Annotated in this window: 16 protein-coding genes; 9 read left to right on the plus strand and 7 right to left on the minus strand. The window is 41.8% G+C overall.

Annotated features, from left to right (window positions below):
- Positions 1–35: 35 nt before the first annotated feature.
- The gene (gene glyS / locus CQA49_RS06085; protein ID WP_115575077.1) at positions 36–2168 is read right to left on the minus strand and encodes a glycine--tRNA ligase subunit beta; all 2133 of its coding nucleotides are present in this window, start codon (positions 2166–2168) and stop codon (positions 36–38) included.
- 112 nt (positions 2169–2280) lie between these two features.
- Here glyS and CQA49_RS06090 point away from each other — a divergent pair, with 112 nt between their 5' ends.
- On the plus strand, positions 2281–3114 hold the full coding sequence (locus tag CQA49_RS06090) for a hypothetical protein (protein WP_258864237.1): 834 nt from the start codon (positions 2281–2283) through the stop codon (positions 3112–3114).
- A 61-nt stretch (positions 3115–3175) separates the two neighbouring features.
- On the opposite strand, the gene CQA49_RS06095 is transcribed toward CQA49_RS06090, so the two are convergent.
- Positions 3176–5632, minus strand: coding sequence for a heavy metal translocating P-type ATPase (locus CQA49_RS06095; RefSeq protein ID WP_115575078.1), 2457 nt, complete (start codon positions 5630–5632; stop codon positions 3176–3178).
- A 172-nt stretch (positions 5633–5804) separates the two neighbouring features.
- On the opposite strand from CQA49_RS06095, the gene luxS reads away from it, so the two are divergent.
- Complete coding sequence (luxS, locus tag CQA49_RS06100; RefSeq protein ID WP_115575079.1) at positions 5805–6290, plus strand: S-ribosylhomocysteine lyase; 486 nt, start codon at positions 5805–5807, stop codon at positions 6288–6290.
- A 112-nt stretch (positions 6291–6402) separates the two neighbouring features.
- Here the strand turns inward: luxS and CQA49_RS10285 are convergent, their stop codons facing one another.
- Complete coding sequence (locus tag CQA49_RS10285) at positions 6403–8427, minus strand: methyl-accepting chemotaxis protein (protein ID WP_115575080.1); 2025 nt, start codon at positions 8425–8427, stop codon at positions 6403–6405.
- A 290-nt stretch (positions 8428–8717) separates the two neighbouring features.
- Here CQA49_RS10285 and CQA49_RS06110 point away from each other — a divergent pair, with 290 nt between their 5' ends.
- Both CQA49_RS06110 and CQA49_RS06115 read left to right on the plus strand, forming a co-directional pair.
- A complete protein-coding gene (locus CQA49_RS06110) occupies positions 8718–9428 on the plus strand; it encodes a hypothetical protein (protein WP_115575081.1) in 711 nt (236 codons plus the stop codon).
- Positions 9429–9480: 52 nt separating this feature from the next.
- On the plus strand, positions 9481–10692 hold the full coding sequence (locus CQA49_RS06115) for a CapA family protein (RefSeq protein WP_115575082.1): 1212 nt from the start codon (positions 9481–9483) through the stop codon (positions 10690–10692).
- A gap of 35 nt (positions 10693–10727) precedes the next feature.
- Here CQA49_RS06115 and miaB read toward each other — a convergent pair whose 3' ends face one another.
- From miaB to CQA49_RS06135, 4 genes are all read right to left on the minus strand, one after another.
- Positions 10728–12323, minus strand: coding sequence for a tRNA (N6-isopentenyl adenosine(37)-C2)-methylthiotransferase MiaB (gene miaB, locus CQA49_RS06120; protein ID WP_258864239.1), 1596 nt, complete (start codon positions 12321–12323; stop codon positions 10728–10730).
- 34 nt (positions 12324–12357) lie between these two features.
- Entirely contained in the window at positions 12358–12609 is a 252-nt protein-coding gene (locus CQA49_RS06125; RefSeq protein WP_115575083.1) for an HP0268 family nuclease, read from the minus strand.
- A 70-nt stretch (positions 12610–12679) separates the two neighbouring features.
- Positions 12680–13174: a flavodoxin gene (locus CQA49_RS06130; protein WP_115575084.1), complete on the minus strand. Its 495-nt coding sequence runs from the start codon at positions 13172–13174 to the stop codon at positions 12680–12682.
- 111 nt (positions 13175–13285) lie between these two features.
- On the minus strand, positions 13286–14524 hold the full coding sequence (locus CQA49_RS06135; RefSeq protein WP_115575085.1) for a hypothetical protein: 1239 nt from the start codon (positions 14522–14524) through the stop codon (positions 13286–13288).
- 111 nt (positions 14525–14635) lie between these two features.
- Here CQA49_RS06135 and CQA49_RS06140 point away from each other — a divergent pair, with 111 nt between their 5' ends.
- The 5 genes from CQA49_RS06140 to era all read left to right on the plus strand — a co-directional run bounded on the left by CQA49_RS06140 (position 14636) and on the right by era (position 18881).
- Positions 14636–15271: an MBL fold metallo-hydrolase gene (locus CQA49_RS06140; protein ID WP_115575086.1), complete on the plus strand. Its 636-nt coding sequence runs from the start codon at positions 14636–14638 to the stop codon at positions 15269–15271.
- A 96-nt stretch (positions 15272–15367) separates the two neighbouring features.
- Positions 15368–16141 (plus strand): HesA/MoeB/ThiF family protein, encoded by a 774-nt coding sequence (locus tag CQA49_RS06145; protein ID WP_115575087.1) that lies wholly within the window; start codon positions 15368–15370, stop codon positions 16139–16141.
- A 12-nt stretch (positions 16142–16153) separates the two neighbouring features.
- Positions 16154–16570, plus strand: a complete 417-nt coding sequence (locus CQA49_RS06150; RefSeq protein ID WP_258864240.1) for a hypothetical protein — start codon at positions 16154–16156, stop codon at positions 16568–16570.
- 269 nt (positions 16571–16839) lie between these two features.
- Positions 16840–17613 carry a HugZ family heme oxygenase gene (locus CQA49_RS06155; RefSeq protein WP_115575088.1) on the plus strand — a complete coding sequence of 258 codons (774 nt, stop codon included), beginning with the start codon at positions 16840–16842 and terminating at the stop codon, positions 17611–17613.
- 326 nt (positions 17614–17939) lie between these two features.
- On the plus strand, positions 17940–18881 hold the full coding sequence (era, locus tag CQA49_RS06160; RefSeq protein ID WP_115575089.1) for a GTPase Era: 942 nt from the start codon (positions 17940–17942) through the stop codon (positions 18879–18881).
- Positions 18882–18914: the final 33 nt, after the last annotated feature.

Raw genomic sequence — 18914 nt, forward strand, 5'->3', positions numbered from 1 at the left:
CTTTTCCTCCTTAAGTAAGCTTTGCAAAAGCTTGATTAAATGGCAATTTGTGCAATATCTCCAACGCGTAAAAACTCCCTATACACGCTAAAAACAAGCGCTTTGCGATTTGTGGCGATTTGTGGATTTTTGTCATTGATAAGGACTTTGTCAAAAAAGGATTCTAAAATATCCTTAAGCCCAAAAAGTGCGCTCACGCGTGCTTTGGTGCTTTCAAACTGCGTGCTTTGTATTTGGGTTAAAGCATTAAAAAGTTCATTTTCTTGCGGCAGGGTAAAAAGCTCTTTTTGAGGTGTTGAAAACTCTTGCGCGCTAGATTCTTTGCAAATATTTGCCACACGCTTAAAGGTGCTTAAAAGCGAGGGCTTATCGGTGCTTTCTTCAAAGACGCTATTGAGCGCATTTGCATTTGTCACAAGGCTAAGAATATCGCGCTCAAATGCGCCAGATTCATCGCGGGCATTGATACTTGCGCGGAAAATTGAAGGGTTTAATTCAAGGTGAGATTCAAGTCTTTCTAAAAAGAAATCTGTAATCTGCTCAATATTAAGATTTTCAAACCCTAGCGCGTGGCTTATATCGCGCAAATCGCTTGAAAGATTGAAAGGAAGCTTGTAGAGTAAAATTATCTTTATCACGCCCAAAGCCGCGCGTCTAAGCGCATAAGGATCTTTTGAACCGCTTGGGATCTTATTAATACTAAAAAGTGAGAGAATATTATCAAGCTTGAAAGATTGCGCGATGATGGCGCTAAAGAGATTTGAAGGAAGCGCGGAATGCTCGGAATTTGGCAAATACTGCTCGCGCAATGCTTTCACAAGCAAAATATCCTTCCCCTCACTTTGAGCGTAATAACTCCCCATAATGCCCTGCAATTCCGGGAATTCCCCAACCATTTCGCTAAGCAAATCCGCCTTTGCTAAAGTGGTAGATTCTGCCAAAAGCTCTAAAAGGCGCTCATTTGTGTAGTTTTGCGCGCTAAATTCTGACATAAGTTGCGCGCTAAATTTTTGCGCCAAAACCTGCGCGATTTTGCCCTCACGCAAGGATTTTTGCGCCAAAGTGCCTAAACCCTCGACAAAAAGCACAGATTCTAAACCTTGCGCCTTTAGCCCGCGCTTTAAGTCATTTTCATAAAAAAACATCGCGTCACTTAGGCGCGCGCGCAGGACTTTTTCATTTCCTTTCACAATAAGCGAAGTGTCCTTGCTCGTGGAGTTTGACACCACAATAAAGCCATTAAAAAGAGAATCTTCTTTGTATAGCGCAAAATAGCGTTGATTTTCCTTCATCGAAGTGATGATAACTTCCTTTGGCAGGCGCAAAAACTCTTTTTCAAAATATCCTAGCAAACTTTGCGGATATTCAGTAATCGCCACAATCTCTTCCAAAAGCTCGCTATCAAGCTCGACATCGATATGATGCGCGGATTTTATGCTTTCAATTTGTGAGAGAATCTGCGCTTTGCGCTCGTTTTGATCCAAAATCACGCAAGATTCTTTTAATATTTCAAAATAATGCGCGATGCTTTTTACTTCTATTGCATTGTAGCCAAAGTCCCTGTGTGGGTAAGTTTGCGCGCAAGAATTTAGCCCAAACACACACAAAGGCAGTGGCGTTTCTCCCAAAAAGGCGCAAATATTAACAATCGGGCGAATAAAGCCATTAAAATTTGACAATCTACTTGCCAAATCCCCCCAGCGCATACTTTTGCCAAAATGCAAAGTTTGCAAAAACTCATCAACCACGCCCTGCATTAGCTCCTTTGTCGCCCTGCCTTGCAAAATCTCCTTAAAATACAGCACTTCTTTGCCATCTTTGAGTGCCCTATTTACTTTGCCCTTATCCTTTGTCGGATCGAGGTTATTTTTTGTAAAAAAGCTTAGTCCCGCTTTGCTAAGGTTGCCATCATTATCATAGGCGATATTTATAGGCGCGCCAAAAGATTCTCTAATTTCCTCATTTGAAAAAGTCGGAAAATCCTCGCAATAAAGCACAATGCGCCGAGGCGTGTAAAAAAGCTGTGTGTGTGGCGCGCTAATATTTGCATTTTGCAAGGCGTTTTGCCATTTTGTTAGAATCTGCGGAAGTTCCTTTAAAAACGGCTTAGCTGGCAGTTCTTGGGTGAGAATCTCAAGTAAAAATGTGGTGTTTGAAGCAGTTTGCAAAAACAATCCTTTTTATAAAATTTGGCTAGAATTCTAACACGCAAAGCATTATAATGTGTTAAAGGATTCTTACAAAACTCCCAAATTTTGCCTCTAAATTTAAGGATATATTTTGAAAAAAATTTCTTTTTTACTTCTTTTTTGCACGAGCTTGTATGCGCTCCCTTTGCATAAGATCGAGGGTAAATGCGTGCAACCAAAGGATTTTAGCAAAGCCCAAAAACAAGTGATTTTAAAAGCTTTTAAATATGGCTTATCAAGTGGCTATGCCTACACGATGGCAGCTATCGCGTGGAAAGAATCTTGCGCGGGCGAATATAAAGTGAATTTTGCTGATCCGAGTGCTGGGATCTATCACGCGCATATTCCGGGCGTGCTGAAGAAAAATAATCAAAAAGATACAAGTTTTATGCGAAATATGGTGGGCGAGCTCCTCATACGCGATGATGACTACGCCTCGCAGGTGGCACTTGATGAGTTGCTGTATTGGGGCAGGGTGCGTGATTGGCATTGGCAGCAAGTGGTGAAATCCTATAACAAAGGCTTTAGCTGGGAAAAGGACAAAGAGCGCGACAAAATGGCGCAGGAATATTTTGAAGACATCGCAAAACGCGTAAAAATCCTGCAAGAATATATGCCAAAGGTGGCAAGTGCGCTCAATAAGCAGGCGCTAAAAAAGGATCATGCGATTATTTTCCTTGAAAATGCTAAGCAAAATGCGATGCTTTTGCGTCAAGTGCCGATACGAAAAAGCGGGGCAGATTCTATCATTTCCACACCCACAGCGCCCACAGCACCTAAAAATCCACCAAAAGTAACAACCTCGCCTACAACCCAAAAAAGCGCAACGCAAGCTCCCAAACCCGCCCAAACACCAGCCCAAACTAAGAATCCACAAAAAGCACTCAATCCAAACACAAAGGAATTTTTCCTTTTGCAAGAATAAGGCGCGAGAATAAATTGTAAAAATAATTTATGAAAAATAGCGCGCCCCACGCTTTCGCGCCCTATTTGATACGCAATGAATTTAGCACAACAAGAAGCGAGCTTAGGCTCATTGAAAGCGCAGCAAAAAGCGGGATAACAAGCCCAGCAAGCGCTATTGGGATAGTTAGCGCATTATACAAAATGCTTAGCCCGATATTTTGCTTGATACATAAAAATGTGCGCTTTGCCAGCCTAAAGGCACTTTGCAGGCTTTCCAAACTATCATTTAAAATCACCACATCACTGCTTAAAAGCGCGATATCACTGCCCCCGCCCATGCTTATAGCAATGTCGCTCTTGCTAAGTGCTAGCGCGTCATTTATCCCATCGCCCGCCATCACGACAATCGAGCCTTTGCTTTTAAGATTCTCAATAAACGCGCCTTTTTGCAATGGTGAAACGCCAGCTTGATACTGCGCTATATCAAGCGCGCTCGCGCACTCTTTCACACTCTGCTCCCTATCGCCACTTAGTAAAATCGTCTCACAGCCCTGCGCGCGCAAATAAGAAATTAGCTCCTTTGCGCCACTTTTTAGAGAATCTCTAAGCTCAAAAACCCCAACAAGTCTAGAATCTATCCCAAAGCCAAAAAGCATTCCAGAGCCAAGATTAAGCCCTTCTCGCGCGACTTTAACGCCCTCATTTTCCAAAAATTCTAAACTCCCACCAACAAGCTTTTTGCCTTTACAATGCGCTTTAATGCCTTGAGAATCCACCTGTAAAAAATCCTCTAAAACCACATTCAAGCCCTCTTTAGATTCTTCTTTTTCAGATTCTTTTTCAAGGTAATTTTTCACACCCACAGAAATGGGGTGCTTGCTTTGTGAAACAAGCGCGTACAAAAGCCTTGCATCATCTTTTCCTAATTCCCCAAAAAGCGTTTCCACCTGCGGATTCCCACAAGTGAGCGTGCCTGTTTTGTCAAACACCACGACATTTGCCTTTGCGAGAATCTCCAAAAAACTTGCCTGCTTAAAAATAATATGCTTTTTGTAAGACTGCATAATGCCAACCACACTCGCAAGTGGCGTAGCAAGCGCCAAAGCACAAGGACACGCGATAATAATCACAGAAATAGCAATAATAAGCGCGCGCTCCACACTCACCCCACCCACAAAATGCCAGCCCAAAAAGCACAGCAACGCGATAAAAAGCACCGTGCGCGAAAAATTTTGCGAAATGCTATTTGCGAGATTTTGGATTCTAGGTTTGTGGCTTAGACTCTCCTCCACAAGGCGCATAACCTTGCTCATAAGGCTATTTTCAAAGCTTTTTTGCGCTTTGTAGAGAATCTTATGATTAAGATTGACAAAACCAGAGCTTAGCTCCTCGCCCTTATGCCTTGTAAGTGGCAAACTCTCGCCATTAATGGCTTTTGTATCAAAAATGCCAATGTCTGAAACAAGCACGGAATCTAGCGCGATTTTTTCCCCCGGCAGTGCCAAAATCACATCGCCAATTGCCACCTCTTCGGGCTTTTTAAGGATTAGCTTTTGCTCATCGCCATTTTCACACACGCTCAAAGTTTGAGGCAAAAACGCGTGTAATTTATCCAAACTCTCCCCAGCGCCCTTCCTCGCGCGTATTTCTAAAAACTTCCCAACCAGCACAAAGGTGAGAATCATACTCACAGATTCAAAGTAAGTTTCCCCACTATGCGTGATTGCGGCATAAATAGAATAAAAAAATGTAAGTGTCGCGCCAACGCTCACTAGCAAATCCATTCCAATAAAGCCATTTTTCAGCCCAAAATACGCGCCTCGATAAAACACAAAGCCAGAAAAAATTAGCGTCAAAAGGCACAGCGCAAAAGACGCGAGGTTTAAAATATCCTTCACCTCATCGCTCATACCCAAAAAATACCCGCTATACTGCGCGATGGCAATCCACATAATATTCATCGTGGCAAAAAGCGCAACGATAATGCGTATGTAATATTCGCGCAAATGCGCCTTGTCGCGTGATTCTTGAAGGCTGGGATCATAGGCATAAGCGTCATAACCAATAGATCGGATAAGCGTGATAATTTGAGGCAAAGAAATCTGCGTATTATCCCAAGTGAGAAGAAGCTTGTTATTTGTGTAATTAATCGTGGCGTTTTTAATGCCTTTTTGGTTATTCAAAATCCGCTCATTGAGCCACACACACGCCGCGCAATGGATATGCTCCAAAATAAGCGAGCAAGAAAAACTTCCATCTTTATTCACGCGGATATATTTTTCCTTAAATCCTGCAGATTCAAAAAAGCCCAAATCCTTTGTGTTAGCCTCTTTTGGGGGATTAAGTGTAGTTGCGCCAAGCTTAGAATAAAAGCTTTGTAACTTTGCTTTTTGCAATAAGAAATACACGCCCTCACAGCCATTGCAGCAAAAATACAATTCCTCTGCCTCATTATTTTTTGCCTCATTTGCCACCACGACTTTTTTTAACGCGCGCTCATCATAGCTTAAATGGCAGTGGCTGCATTGTCGTTGCACGGCTAAAATCCTTTAATCCTTGGCGTGATAAATAATAGCGGTATTATAACTTGAAAGCACCGCAGAATCTAAAAAAATAACCAATGGAGAGAATCTTACAGATCTAGTAACCAATTTTGTAACAAAAAACTGCTAAAATGCGCGCTTTGATTACAAAATACAAGGAGAAAAAATGCCATTACTTGATAGTTTCAAAGTCGATCACACCATTATGCCAGCACCTGCTGTGAGGCTTGCAAAGACTATGCAAACACCAAAGGGCGATAAAATTAGCGTGTTTGATTTGCGTTTTTGTGTGCCAAACAAAGAGATTTTGAGCGAAAAGGGAATCCACACGCTAGAGCATTTGTTTGCAGGCTTTATGCGCGAGCATTTGAATACGCCAAATGTCGAGATTATCGATATTTCGCCGATGGGCTGCAGGACGGGATTTTATATGAGTGTTATCGGTGAGCCAAGCGATGATAAAGTGCGCGAAGCGTGGGAAAATAGCATGAAAGATATTTTGAAAGTGAGCCAAATCCCAGAGGCAAATAAATTCCAATGTGGCACCTATGCGATGCACTCGCTCACTGAAGCCCAAGATATCGCGCGTGAAGTGCTTGATAAGGGTATCGGTATTATGGATACGCAAAAATTGCTTTTAAAAGATCTCTAAGCTCTCTTAAATTTATCAATAAAAACCACTCAAAAGCGGGATTTTCCCCGCTTTTATAGAATCTTTGCCCGCGATGGTTTCTCAAAAACGCGAGCGTTAAAAAGAATATGACTTAAAATTTCTTTTTATGCACATCTTCAAGGATATCTTTAGCGATATTATTAACTTTAAGCATAATCTCATTTGTCGCATTTGCCACTTCCACATTTTCATTGGCGATATTTTCTAGCTGCACGATTGATTCATTTATCTGCGTGACGCCATCGGTTTGCTCGTGGATAGATTCTGCCATTTCGCTGATACTTTGCACCAGCACATTGACATTTGCTTCAATCTCGCTCAAAGACTTTGTCGTGCGTTCAGCCAACTTCCTTACCTCATCTGCCACCACTGCAAAGCCCCGTCCATGCTCGCCTGCGCGTGCTGCTTCAATCGCGGCATTAAGAGCTAGCAAATTTGTTTGATCTGCAATGTCTTTGATGATATTTACGATATTTTTTATATCCTCTGCTTGTTTGCTTGCTTCATTTGTTTGTTCGCTGACATTTTGCATTGATGAGTTTATTTCCTCTATCGCGCTTGCGGTTTGCTCCAAACTACTTGCTTGAGAATGGCTAGTTTTAGTGAGATTTGCCACAGCGGATTCTAATTGTTTGCTTTGCTCGCCTAGCATATCTGCAAAATGTGCGCTGGAATTTAGCATTGTGCGGATTTCCTCGCCTAGCGTTTGTGTGACTACTTCCACATGTCCATTTGCGTCTTTCACATTCATGCAAAAATCAAGCTCCGCATAAGAATCTAGTACTTTTTTAAGCTCGTTAAAATCGCTTCCTATGCGCGTTTTTATCGCTTCAATAAAGTGATTTAGCCCGTTGCGTAGCTCCATAAGCTGTGGATTGTGAGATTCTAGTGTGATGGTATCTTGCACGATTCCATTATTTGCCTTTTGCACGATTTCTAGAGTTTGGGCGACAAGCGCTGTGTCTTTTTGCAAAGATTCTTGTGTGCGCTTAATGTTTTGATTAAGCACTTGCGCCATATATTCAAACTCATCGCCACTTTTTACTTCCAATAAATTTGCCTGCTTACTTTCGTAATTAATATACGCGAAAAACTTATCAAGCCCCTGCCTGATGATATTTATAGGCTTAAGGAAATACGAGATGAGAAAATACAGCATCGCAGAGCCAAGCACCAAAAGCACTAGCGCAATAAGCACGCTTGTGATAAATTCTTTTTGTATCGCGTCTGTAAAATCACTCGTGCTAGCTGATACAGCCACCACCCAGCCGGATTTTAGCTTTTTAAACATTGCGACTTTTTCTATCTTATCATGCATATAATGTATAGTTCCAGAATCTCTATTCTTCCCAGCTTCTTCTAATGCCTGCTCTACTGGTTGCTCACCGGGCGTAGCCAAGACGACTTTATAATCATCATGCAAGAAAATAGCATATTGAGAATCCGCGATAAAAATTGACAAGCTCGGTAACTGCTTGAGCTCAAAAATCTCAAAATGTTCTTGCAAATCCTCATAAGAGAAGTTTATGCCCACCACGCCGATGGTTTGATTATTTTTGATGATAGGCATCGCAACTACTGCAAGTGATTTGCCATCTTCATCAAGTGAGAGTTTGCGCGTAGGATCGATATTGCCACCGCGCGGGATATAGGGATCAAGCACGATAAAACCTTTTTGCTTCAAGGCGCTTTTATACCATTGCTGATTTTTCATATCTTCCAAAGTATCAAGGCTAGTCTTTTTTGCGCTTGAGCTTTTATCTTTTGAAACGATCACAAAATCGCCATTTTCATAGCCCACAAAGACATTTTTATATTTATGTGCCTGCGCGATGGAATCTAAAAGCGTGCGCGCTTGCCTAATATTTTGCGCAGAATCTAAATCTAGCTCGCCTAATTCTCGCGCTAAATATTCCAAACTTTGCTTTGCCTCGCCTTCCACGGTGTCTTCTACAATGCTAAAAGATGAATCTAACATCTTTTCTTGCAAGGCATTGTAGAGAGAATTTATCGTAGAGACACTAGAGCGGTAATTTATCACGCTCACAATTGCTAAAATAAAGAAAACAACGCCAAGCGTGGCGATAATAAGTTTTGTGCGAAGTGACAGCTTCATGGTTTTCCTTTTTATTTTTTGAAAAATAATGTATGCTTAGGTGATTGAATTTGTAATTTCATCACAAAGCATTCCGATGATTTTAACAAAAAAAAAAAAAAAACGCTCTCTTAAATTTACGCAAAAAAGTATGCAACTTTGTAAAAAAGTAACACTTTTGCATTTTAATGTGTAGAATCTACCCATTAATTTTTTTGAAAATCCTTCCAAAAAAACAAGCTTATTGTCCTTAAAGCCTTTTTATGGTTAAATCCACTTTCCTAAAGTCTTGGCATTATAAAGGATAAGATATGAAAAAGAATTTCTATTTGGTAATTTTTTTGTGTGTTGTTGGAAGTTTTTTGAGTGCTGATGAAAGCAAATCGCATAAAAGCTCGCATGATGGCAATGGGCTTTTGGTGGATTTTGGCTATGCGCGCTATGGCGCGACTTTTGGCAATAGGAAATGGTATAGCGCACCATTTGAAAGCTCACAAAGTGGCGATGGCTTTAATGGTGCTGTAAAACTTGCTTATTACAAAAATGAGGGCAAACTCGGCGCGCAACTTAAGGGCTTTTATTCTTTCGCGCCACTTGGAATGACAGATGAAGGGAATTTGAAGTTTCAAAGCTATGGCGGTGGCGCTGATGTGTTGTGGAGATTCTCAAAATATGTGGGAATCTATGGCGGCGGTGGCTATGAGTGGCAAAAATACGACAATCTAGTAAATATCCACAATGCAAATGGTGGGTATGTAAATGCGGGCTTTCAGATTGGCTATCGCGGATTTTACTTAGATGTGGGCTATCGCTACAGCTTGCATGCAAGCACGCCTAGCGAGATTGGATTCCCACATAGTGTCAATCAATCGATGATAAATGTGAGCATTACAATGCCGCTTGTGGCGTTTGCGCTTGATATGCTTGATAGCTGGTGGCACCCGACAAATAGTTCTGAGTATAAACGCTGTGTGGAGCGCTTTAATGATAGGGATTATTGCTTAAGGATTCAAGGTTATTAGGCATTATTTTTAGGGAATCTTTGGGCTCGCACTTTGTGGTTTAAGGGAATAAATGTATTTTAAGAAAGTTTGGCGCATTTTGCGCGTGGCTACTTTTTGCGCCTTTGCAAGTGCGGGTATGGGGCTGTTTTTTGGCTGTTCTCAAAGTAGCCTAGAAACTCCGCAATCTAGCATTCCACAAGCAAAAGAAAAATCTCAAGCAGAATCTCTTGCGCCAGATTCAGCGCAAGCGCCGATAATTATAAAATTAAGCTTTGTGGGTGATTGCGTGCTAGGGGATTATAAAGGTGCGAGCGGCGCGACTTTCAACGCGAAGTTTAAAGAAGTTGGGGGCGATTATGCCTACTTTAGCAAGGGCGTTGTTGCGGTATTAAGCGAAGATGATTTGAGCGTAGCAAATTTAGAAGGCGTGCTAAGTGATAAAGAGTTGCAAAATGCCTTTGTGAAGCCTTTTAGCTTTAAGGGGAAAAGTGTTTATACAAATATTTTAAAGGCTGCGAGCATAGAATCTGTAAATATCGCTAATAACCACACGCGCGATTATGGCGCGCAGGGCTTTAAGGATACAAGAGAGATTTTGCAAAATGCGGAGATTCCCTATTTTGGCGAAGGGTTTTTAGATATCCGCGAGATTAAGGGCAAGAAGTTTGGCTTTGGCGCTCATCGCGGGTGGAGTAGGGATATAAAATCGCGCGTGAAAGATGAGATTGCGCGTTTGCGTCAAAGTGGCGCTGAAGTGGTGATTTTTACCTTCCATTGGGGTGAGGAGCGCGAGCATATCGCAAATAGCTTGCAACGCGAGATTGCACATTTTGCGATTGATAATGGCGCGGATTTGATTATCGGGCATCATCCGCATGTTTTGCAGGGCATTGAGGAATACAAGGGCAAAAAAATCGTGTATAGCTTGGGGAATTTCATCTATGGCGGGGCGAAAAATCCAAAAGATAAAGATACGATGATTTATAGGGTGGAATTTGCATTTTATGAGAATCCAAATGACGCAAAAAGCGCTTATGCGAGGATTGTTGGCAATATCAATGAGAATGCAGAATCTACTATTCGCTCAATCCCGAGCGTGGATTTTTGGGAAGATTCTAGCGCGGTGTTAAAACACAGTATTATCCCTGCAAATATTTCTAGTCAAAACGCCTACAACGACTACAGCCCTAGAATCTACGAAAAAAATAGCGCAGAATATGAAAGGGTGCTAAAGAGGGTTGAGGAATACAGCACCGCAAAAGTGCCAGAAAAAGCGCGCTAGTGTGTTTTAAGACGCTTTTTACGCGGCATTAAAACTTAACTTAGCAATTCCCCATACAGCGAGCCACCTTGCGCGTGCGTGATGCGTGCGTGCGCAAAAGTGCCAATCGCGCATTTTTTACCCAAAATTTTTACAAGGCGATTATTCCCGCTTCTGCCTTCACTCCAGCATTGCTCTTCATCATCGCGGTAGTTTTCAATAAGCACTTCATACACCCTGCCAATCTCATTTTTTGCGCGTTTTGCAAGCATTGATTTGTGAAGATTTTGCAGGCGTGCTAGGCGCTCTTTGGCAATGTGAGAATCCACAAGCTTGCTAGATTCAATAGAATAAGCGCTTGTGTTTGGGCGCGGGGAATACACAAAGCTATACAGCGTATCAAAGCCCACTTTTTCCACCACATCAAGCGTATCGGCAAAATCCTCCTCACTCTCCCCGGGGAATCCCACGATAATATCCGTGCCTATCCCCACATGCTCTTGCCCTGCTTTGCTTAAGAACTCTCTTAAGCGCGCGATTCTCTCCAAATACCATTCCTTGCTGTATCCGCGTTTCATAGCTTTGAGAATCCTACTTGAGCCACTTTGCAAGGGGATATGGATTGATTTGCAGATTTTTTCATTATTTGCAAATTCCTCTAAAAACGCGTCATTCATATGCAGTGGGTGCGGGGAAGTAAAGCGGATTCTCTTAATGCCTTCAATCTCGCTAAGTGCGCGCAAAAGCTGCGTGAAATTTGTCTTTGGGTGCGGGCTTGAAAAGCGCACGCCATAATTATTGACATTTTGCCCAAGCAATAAAAGCTCTCTAACGCCATTTTGCGCTAACTTGCGCGCCTCGCTTAAAAGCAAATCCTGCGGGATTGAAATTTCCTTGCCTCGCGTAAAAGGCACAATGCAATAACTGCAAAGCTTATCGCAACCAATTGAGATATTTAAAAGCGCCTTAATTCCCATATTTTGGGGCGATGCAAAGACATAGCGACTATCATCATAGTTGATATCCACTTCCACGGCTTTTGGGCTGTGAAGCACCTGCGTGATTTTAGAAGTGTTGCGCGCGCCAAGCACAAAATCCACACTCGGCGCTTTTTTGATGATTTGCTCTCCCAATGCACTTGCGGTGCAACCACAGATTCCGATTTTTGCGCCTTGCTTTTTTTCGCGCGCAAACTGCCCGATTTCGCTAAAAAGCTTGCGTTCGGGCTTTTCGCGCACCGAACAGGTATTGATGAGAATCAAATCCGCTTCTTTTGGGTTTTGCGTAAGTGCGTAGCCCTCTTTGTGCTCGAGTTCAGCAAGCAAATGTTCAGAATCCCGCTCATTCATCGCACAGCCGAGGGTTTGGATATAGACTCTTTTAGGTATTCCATCAATTGTATCACCTCGCGGGAATAAATCCCGCTTCGGCTCCGCTCCACTGCGTTTCGCGCTCATGCTCTGCGTTTTTTGGTTGATTAGATTTTTGGATTCTATTGCACTGTTTGGTTGATGAGATTCCGTTTTTTGTATCGCCTTCGCGGAAGTAAATCCCGCTTTGCCTCTGTTTTGCTTATGCTCACTCATAGATTCTGCGTTTTTTGGTTGATGAGAATTTTGGATTCTATTTTGCGTGGGTGTTTTGGAAGTCATAGGGTTTTAAAAATTTGGATTGGTGAAGGAAAATCTACACCACATACAATTCATAAATATAGTTATTTTCATCTAAGCCATAGCGCACTTCGTTGAGTTGCACGCGGAAGCCACTTTTTTCAAGATTTGCCTTTGCTTTTTGCATATCTTTGTGCGAGTTTGTGCCATCAAAATAAAAGGCATGCTCGTTTTGCTCGCGCACTTTTTGCGTGATTTCATCAAGGCTTATTTTTGCTTCGACTTTCTTTTTGCTAGTTAAATCAGTTCTTGCGATTTTTAGCTCCATAGATTCTCCTTAAAACTTATATGGGAAGTGAAGTGGCTTAAAACTTCAAGCCACTTTTTGCTTAGGGGGATTACTTAAATTGTCCTTTGATTTGCGCTACCCATTTTGAGATTCTCTCATCTGTCAAATCGCTTTGATTGTCCTCATCAAGAAGCAATCCAACAAGTTTGCCATCGACAAGCGCTTTAGATTCATCAAAATCATAGCCTTCGTTTGCGGTTTGCCCGATGATTGTTGCTTTTTGTGCCTTTTCATAGAGGAAAAACACGCCATCGCAATAAGTATCCGCATAGGTATCTTGATCGCCAACGCCAATAAGCGCTACAACTTTGCCTGCAAAATCATCTTCGCTAAACTCCCCAAGATAGCTATCCCAGTCATCTTGCAAATCGCCCGCGCCATAAGTAGGTGTCGCAAGGATAAGGTTTGTAAATCCTAGCAAATCCTCTTTTGAAGCCTTTGCCACATCAAAAAGCTTCGCGTCCGCGCCTAGCTCCTTTGCTACTTTTTCGCAAATACCTTGCGTATTTGAAGAATCGCTTCCATAAAAAATACCAATGCTCATTGAAAACTCCTTGTGAGATATTCTTTTTTTGAAGTAAAAAAGAGTGCGTATTTTATAACTTTTTAGATAATAAAATGAAAGGTTTGCATAAAAACGCGCTTAAAGGGTGCATTAGTGTGTTTTGAGAATCTTTTTTGCCTCTTTTAAAAGGGCTTTTTTATCATAATGCGTGCTTTTGTTTTGGTAGATTTTTTCCTCTATGAAGGCGATAAAGCGCTGGATTGACGCGGTGCTAGTATTTGGATTTTTAGATTTATATGCCAGCAAAAGCTCTAAAAGCTCCTTGTAAGAGTGCGCGCGTAGGATAGATTCTGTCAAAAAATGCCTTTTACGCATAAAAATAAGAAGCCCAGCAAAGGGGATAAGCGCAAGGAATGCCAGCGGAAGCAAATTTCGCGCTTTTTTGGGCGTTTGGGTTTGTGCTAAATCTTGCTTGATATGCACTGCAAAAGGCGCGGTGGCAAGCAAATAGCGCTTATTGTCCTCTTCATATTCTGCAGTGAAACTCGGAATCTCATAAGAATTTTTTGCCAAAATGCTAAATTCCTTACTCAAAGTGTGCCAATACAAGCCGTTTTCTTTCCGCACAGAGTGTAGTTCCAGCGCGCCATCATAGATGCTTACATTTGGGATTTCAAGCGCAAAATCTAGCTCAAACACATCGCCATAGCTTTCCAGCACGACTTTATAAGTGGTAGGCATTGTGGATTCTCGCTCTGTGCTTATTGTACCCGCATTGTAAAAACTCTCATTGTAAGAATCCTCTCGATAAGAATCCTCTTGCAAAAACGCCTCAAGTTTGCTCTCTCCATACAAAAGCGCGGGATTTTCCAAATCTTGCACTTTTAAGGTAAATTGTGGCGTTAAAAGCGTGGTTTTGCGCGTTTTTGGTTTATCCACTGCATTGCCAAAAAGCTCCTCATCAAAATCCCCTAAAGCCTCATCAATGCTAAAATCAACGCTCAAAGGCTCAATCTCAAAAACCCCGCTCTGCGTGGGATAAAACACATAACTTATCTCATAGATAATATTTTCCTGTGGCTCGCCCTCAATGCGCTCCACCTCATACACCTTTGCAAACTCAAGCCAAAAGCGCGAAATGTGCAGCGTGTGGATAGATTCAAAAAAATCCTTGTCAATCTCTAAGCGCACGCGATAAACTATTTGCTCTCCTTTAAAAGCGCTATAAATTTTTTTCCCGTCCAAAAACTCCTCTTTTGCGCCCTGCAGAGTGCTGGAGAGAAATATTTTTTCATTTTGCAAAGAATCTTTTTGTATAGAATCTTGAGCGTGCAAACACGATGCAAACGCACAAAACATAAGCAAAAATGCAATATTTTTTATTTTCAATGTTCCAACTTTTATTTTTAAGATTGCGTGAGATTCTAGCAAGTTTTAAGCATTTGCAATCAATTTTAAAGTAGAATTGCCACTTCACTTTAAGAATATAAAGGTTAAAAATTGCAGATTCTATGCCAAGCCTTTGGGCGCTGTGAAACAAATTGCTATATTCTCAAATTCCCGCAAGGCGAGGTGATTATCGATCCGGGCGAGGGCGCGAGCGCGTGGGTGGCGCGTGAGTGTCAAAATATTTTAGCTATTCTTAACACGCACGGGCATTTTGATCATGTGTGGGATAATAGCGCGCTTAAAAAGCTCTATCCAAATGCGCCATTAATTTGCCACGAGTTAGATTCTTTTTTGCTAAAAGAAGATATTTTTGGGCTTAATCTTCCGCTAAGTGAGCCTGATAAGGTTGTTAGCGCGTATAAAGATTCTCAAACAATTTTGCTTACAGAATCTAGCCAAAATGATGCGCCAGAAATTTATGTGACTTTTCATCATTTCCCCGGACACACGCCGGGCTGCTGTATGATAGAGGTTGGCGGAAGTGTGTTTAGCGGAGATTTTATTTTTTATCGTAGTATTGGGCGCAGTGATTTTGCGTATTCAAATGTCGCGGATATGCGCGAATCGCTTTTGCGCTTTCAAGGGCTAGATTCTCTATCTAACCTTATCGCATATCCCGGACATGGGCAAAGCACGCTTATAAGTGATGAGCAGAAAAATAGCAATTTTTGGCTTGCGCGATTATAAATTTTTAAGGTTACAAAATGCGAGATTCTAAAGATTCCAACCGATGCTATAAATCCGAGATTCTAAACCAAAAGATGCTGAATCTAAGGAGTTTTTATGCTAGATGATAGGCAAAAAGAGCGTCACGCGCGCGGGATTTTACTTCCTGATGTTGGTGAGGAAGGACAGGTAAAATTGCTCAATGCTAGCGCGCTTGTTGTGGGTATTGGCGCGATAGGCTCGGTGGTGAGCACATATTTGAGCGCAGTTGGCGTTGGGCGCATTGGGTTGGTTGATTTTGATACCATTGATATGGACGATTTACAACACCAAATGCTGTATGAAATGCCCTATCTTAATCGCCCAAAAGTGCGTTGCGCGCAGGAGCGGTTGGAAAAAATGAGTCCAAATACAAAGATTGAAGGCTATTTTGAAGTTTTTGGCGTGAAAAATGCGCTGGCTTTGATGAAAAATTATGATTTTATCATCGATGCGAGCAATGATTTTAAAACTGCTTTTATCATCAATCAAGCCTGCGTGTTACTAAAAAAGCCCTTTAGCAGTGCAAGTTATTTTGAGTATTTAGGGCAGGTGCTAAGCTTTGTGCCACAATCTGCGTGCCTTGCTTGCACTTTTGGGAAAATCCCGCCACAAGAATTGCACGAGCATTTTAGAAGCGGTGTTTCTGGCTTTAGCACGGGGATTTTAGGCTCGATACAAGCTGGCGAGGTGATAAAGTATTTTTTGCATAAGGATTCTGGGAATCTCAATGAGCATATGTTGCTTGATACTATCGCGCTTGTGGATTCTCAAAAATTGAGCATTACAAAAATCACCACGCATAAAAATCCTAATTGTCCTGCGTGCGGGCAAAATGCTAGGCGCAAATAGGCGGAGTGTCAAATGCCAAAAATGCTAGCGGGCGGAAAAATGAAAAAATTTATGCTTGCGATGCTTGTGTGTGCTATGCAATATCTTTGGGCGAGCTGTTCGGGGGATTGCGCGAGCTGTCATGCTAAGCTTGATTTTAAGAATGATCCGCGACACAAATCTATGACTGAATGCAAAACCTGCCATACAGAGAAAAAAATGGCAAATATTGATATGGGTGGTTGCGGGCAGGACTGCTTTGCCTGCCATGATGTGGAAAAAATCCGCCTGCCAGAGCTAAGGAAAGCACACAAGGTGATTGATGATTGTATGAACTGCCACATAGGGCTTTCAAACTCTGTTTTCAAGCCAAATTTTGATGGTGCAAAAAGCATTTTTGATAGACGAAATTTTGAAAATTTTAGTAATGGATTAGAAATTACAAAATAGGAATTGTTATTAATTTATCTTTAAGGAAACTTTGCTTATAATTCTCTCACTTTTTTGAAAGACAACTAAAAAGTTTCTTTCAAATCATCACTTTGAGATGCTAGAAGCATAAGATTTTTATAAAACAAAATCTTAGGTTGGGTGGGTTTGGGCTGACAAGCATCTTTTTCCTTCCTTATTTGTTGTTGAATACCTCCCTTTTTTTGTGTTGTTGTGGTTTATAAAGGGAGGTTAGACTTCTAATTTCAATTTTACTTCAAGGAGTTACCATGGACAAGAATTTTATCATTCAGCATATGAACGAGCATCACACATCTTCACTTATTAAGGTTGTGAAAAAATTTAGTGGCACAAGCGATGTGCAGGAAGCTACTTTAGTAGGCGTAGATACAGCAGGGCTAGATATCACCTATAATGGCGGAAAGACTTTGCGCGTGGATTTTCCACAGGTTATAACGCCAGATCAGATTCAAGGTGAGATTATCGCGCTTTGCAAGCGTGCGGGGACAGATTCTGAAGAAGGCACAGACACGCAAGTAGAGAGCGTCAAGCAAGAGATTGAAGAGTTCAAAAAAGGCTTTGGCTCGGTGGTTTTAGCGACACTTAGCGAGCAGGGCAAGGTGATTAGCTCTTATGCGCCACTTATCCAGCACAATGGGCGTTGTTATATTTACATTAGCGGTGTGGCGGATCATTACCACAGCATCAAGGCAAATCCAAACAATATCGAGGCGCTTTTCTTAGAAGATGAGTGCAAGGCAAAATCCGTGATTTTACGCAAAAGGTTGCGCTACTCTGTCAATGCGCGCTTTGTGGAGCGTGAGAGTGAAGAGTTTGAGCAGGCATTTAGTGTGTTGGAAAATTCTATGGGCGGACATGGCGGCGTGAAGCAGATTAAGAAAATGCTTGATTTTAGCCTTGTAGAATTACAGCTTTTAAATGGGCGCTTTGTGAAAGGTTTCGGACAGGCGTATGATATTAAGCCAAATGGTGAAGTCGCCTATGTCGGCGCAAGCGGGAATCCACATGATTTTGGGAAGTAAGGATTTTCTTTTCTTAATACACTAACCTTGCATGAAAGCCCATTTCTTTTGGGCTGGCACTTTGGCTAACGCCAAAGTCCCGCTTACGCGCACATACTCGATTTTTCTAACCAGCAAAATAGAATCTTATAATCTCATCAACCAAAAAGCCCCAAATATACACACGAAGCGGAGGCGAAGTAGGATTTTCCCGCGAGATGATACAATTAGAAGGAATAGAATTTTTAGATTCCATTTAAAGTAGAGAATCTGCAAGCCTAATCAAAATAAAAATGGTAAAATGCGAAGTTTATTTTGCGCAGGCGATACAAAAAGGAATACGATTTATGCAAACGCGTTGTGGATTTGTAGCGGTTTTAGGGCGTCCAAATGCTGGGAAATCAAGCCTGCTTAATGCCCTAAGCGGGCAAAATCTCGCACTTGTCTCAAGCAAGGCAAACGCCACGCGCAAGCAACAGCTCATCATCACCACGCATTCTGGCAAAGATTCTCAAGGTGCGTATAATGCGCAAATCATCTTCACCGACACACCCGGAATCCACCACCAAGAAAAACTCTTAAACAAATTTATGCTTAATGAAGCCCTGCGCGCGCTTAGTGATTGTGATTTGAAGCTTTATCTTGCGCCTGCAAGCGATTCTGTCAAGCATTACGAGGAATTCCTCGCGCTTTTAGATTCCAAAAAAGCCCAAGATTCTAAGTTTAACACCGCGCATATTTTGCTTTTAACTAAATGCGATACGCTAAGTCAAAAAGAGCTTTTGGAAAAAATCACGCAGTATGAAGCTTTGAGCGCGCATTATCTCGCCCTTATCCCGCTAAGTATCAAAAAGGGCTTTAAGCCTCAAATCTTGCTCGATACGCTCGCGCGCTATTTGCCACAAAGCCCGTTTTTATACGATGAGGATATCGCGACAATCTCACAAACGCGCGAGATTGTAAAGGAGCTTATAAGGGAGAGTTTGTTTGAAAATCTTAGCGATGAGGTGCCTTATGAAAGCGATGTGTTGGTGGAAAGCTACAAAGAAGGTAGAGTTGAGCGAATTTATGCTAAAATACTCACCCTAAAAAACAGCCAAAAAGCCTTAATCATCGGGGAAAATGGCAGGACAATCAAGCGTATAGGCATTTGTGCGCGCCAAAAGATAGAATCTCTTTTGCAAAAAAAGGTGTTTTTGCGCCTTGAAGTTGTCGTGGATAAGGCATGGAGCAAGGAAGCAAGTAAGCTTAAAAAAGTGGGTTATGATATGAGTTTATACACAAAATAAAGCGCGTGATGTTTGAAATAGAGCGCAAACAAA

It is taken from the genome of Helicobacter sp. MIT 00-7814 (assembly GCF_003364115.1).
In the GTDB taxonomy this organism is placed as follows: Bacteria; Campylobacterota; Campylobacteria; order Campylobacterales; family Helicobacteraceae; genus Helicobacter_F.